This window comes from Microvirga sp. P4_G7 (assembly GCF_056401005.1).
This window is the reverse complement of record NZ_JBFUKD010000562.1, coordinates 1-2471: the sequence shown is the minus strand read 5'-3', so window position 1 is coordinate 2471 and position 2471 is coordinate 1. Positions and strand designations below refer to the sequence as shown.

The window sequence follows — 2471 nt, the reverse complement described above, 5'->3', positions numbered from 1 at the left end:
CTTCGCCGTTTCCGTCATCCTCTTATTCGATTTCACGTGGACGCGGTCGAGCCGGACGATCACCTTCTTCCTGATCCTCGTTCTGTCCCTGCTCGCAGGTTTCACGGCGATCGTAGGCGTGTTCGTCTATTGGCCCGAGTATAAAGGCGCTCTCTTCACCTACATCCTCACGTCCTTGGTCTTCTTCTCCGTTGTCTTGTGGGTCGCCCGCGTGCGTGTCGAAGAAAGTCGCGGAACGAATCCGGCCACAGCACCGGCCGCCGCTGCCCTCGCAAGCTACTCGACGCCCTCCCACGCCGCCGGCGGATGATGGGCGCGTGTCGAAGCGCTGGTCTGCACGCAAGAGATCGACGCACAACTCACACCACAGCTCGTCAGGCGGCTTGCGTCAGTCACCCCAAGGTGCGGTGTTGAGCGTGTTGAGCGGTATCTTCAGATAGCACTTTCCGTTGTCGTCTGGCTCAGGCAAGCGCCCGCCCCGGATATTTACTTGCAACGCATGCAGGATGAGCTTCGGCATTGGCAATTCGCGGTCTCTGGCCTCGCGAAGAGACACAAAATCGTCCTGCGTCTTTGCGGCGACGAGGTGCTTGTTCTCCCGCCGCTGGTCGGCAACCGTGCTCTCCCATTTTGGTTCGCGGCCACCCGGCATGTAATCATGTCCCGTGAACAGGCGCGTGTTGTCGGGGAGCGCCATGATGCGTTGAATGCTGTTCCACAACGCATGCGCCGAACCGCCCGGAAAGTCCGCGCGCGCCGTGCCGCCATCGGGCATGAACAATGTGTCGTGGATAAACGCCGCATCGCCGACGGCGTAGACGATCGAGGCGAGCGTATGGCCCGGCGTGAACATGACTTCCACGTCCATATTGCCGATGGTGAAGCGCTCGTTATCGGCAAAGAGGCGATCCCACTGCGAGCCATCGGTGAGGAACGTCTCGCGCAGATCATAGAGTCCTTTCCAGAGCTTCTGTACCTCGACCACCTTTTCGCCGATGGCCGTTGGCGCGCCGGTTCTGTCCTTGAGATATCCTGCGGCCGAGAAGTGATCGGCATGCGGATGCGTATCGAGGATCCACTCCAACGTGAGTCCTTCGCGCTCCACATAGTCCAGCAATTCGTCGGCCGACGTGGTTGCGGTGGCGCCCGATTTCGGGTCGAAATCCAAAACGGGATCGATGATGGCAGCGCGTTTCGTTTGCGGGTCGGAGACGACATACTGGACGCTGTTGGTCCGCTTCTCGAAGAACCCCTTTACGACGGGCTGCCCGCGAAGCAACGGCTTGGTGGTGGGCATGCTTGATTCCTCCATGCGGCCCTTGTGCGGTCTCAGGGCGTCGGCGCAATGAGGCCGCACGAGACCATCGGGATCTACACAACGATAGCGAGGCTCCCGCGCCCTCCCTATCCCTCTAAGCGCCCCTCGCGAGGAAAAAACGGGGTAGTCGGTGACGGGGGGCGACGTTTCAGCCGGTTGCGGCTTTCAGGACAGCCTAGCGCAAGACCCAGCAGGAGGCTTACGAGCGTTCGGCTCGAAGTCGCTGAGCCGAGCGAGCAAGATTGTCCGATTGCGAAAAGTTGGCTTACGGTTGGTTGGCAGTTCGCGATGAGGGCAGAAACCCGTGAGCATACCCACACCGAAGGACCCAGCCTTCAAAGCCCGCATCCAGGCAAGCTTCGACAAGCAAGGGCTGATGAGCACCCTAGGTGCATCAATTCTGCAAGTCTCGCCGGGAACGGTTGATATTGCGCTGGTGGCGAGGCCTTGCATCTCCCAACAGCATGGCCTCGTGCACGCGGGCGCCGTGGCGGCCATTGCAGACACTGCCGCCGGCTATGCCGCGCTCAGCCTCATGCCCCCCGGTGCCGGCGTGTTGACCACAGAGTTCAAGATAAATCTTGTCGCCCCCGCGGCCGGAGAGCGCATTGTGGCGAGAGGGCGCGTCGTCAAGGCCGGCCGGACATTGACCTTGGCGCAAGCGGAAGTCTTTTTGGAAACTGCCGGAGAAGAAAGGCTCGTTGCCCTTCTCACTGCAACCTTGATGACGATGGAAGGTCGCGAAGGGGTAGCCGACTAGGTGGCTGGGATCGACGCAGCCTCTGCCAAACGTTGGCCGAAGCTCGAACGAGAGGCAAACGGCTACTCCCACTCACTTCAATCCCGCATCTCCTTGTGTTCGATCACTCGGTTCCAGGCATCTCTACTCAAGCGAAAGCACATCCAAGGTGCTGAGACTCCCGCCAGGTCCAGTGTCGCATCGTAGACGTGTTCGGCGCCGAGTTTGGCCGTCGCCTTCTGCGATCTGATGTTGGTTGGAGCGATGTGAAACCACACCTGCCGAAATGTCTCGAAGGCATGCCCGAGCATGAGCCGTTTGAGCTGGTAATTCGTTCCACCGCCCCAGAAGGCGTGGTTCAGGAAGGTGAACCCGATTGCGACGCTGCCGGGTTGATCAGGAGCCACATAATAG

The 2471-nt window shown here is 60.3% G+C and carries 4 protein-coding genes; 2 read left to right on the top strand and 2 right to left on the bottom strand.

Annotation, left to right across the window (positions count from 1 at the left end; translation table 11 throughout):
• On the top strand, positions 1-310 hold a 310-nt coding region (locus AC1DT3_RS17935; RefSeq protein ID WP_477466588.1), incomplete at its 5' end, for a hypothetical protein.
• 78 nt (positions 311-388) lie between these two features.
• Here the strand turns inward: AC1DT3_RS17935 and AC1DT3_RS17930 are convergent.
• Positions 389-1297 (bottom strand): MBL fold metallo-hydrolase, encoded by a 909-nt coding sequence (locus AC1DT3_RS17930; protein WP_477466587.1) that lies wholly within the window; start codon positions 1295-1297, stop codon positions 389-391.
• 325 nt (positions 1298-1622) lie between these two features.
• Here AC1DT3_RS17930 and AC1DT3_RS17925 point away from each other — a divergent pair, with 325 nt between their 5' ends.
• Positions 1623-2078: a PaaI family thioesterase gene (locus AC1DT3_RS17925; protein WP_477466586.1), complete on the top strand. Its 456-nt coding sequence runs from the start codon at positions 1623-1625 to the stop codon at positions 2076-2078.
• Positions 2079-2155: 77 nt separating this feature from the next.
• Here the strand turns inward: AC1DT3_RS17925 and AC1DT3_RS17920 are convergent.
• The coding region (locus AC1DT3_RS17920; protein WP_477466585.1) for a GNAT family N-acetyltransferase at positions 2156-2471 on the bottom strand (316 nt) is incomplete at its 5' end.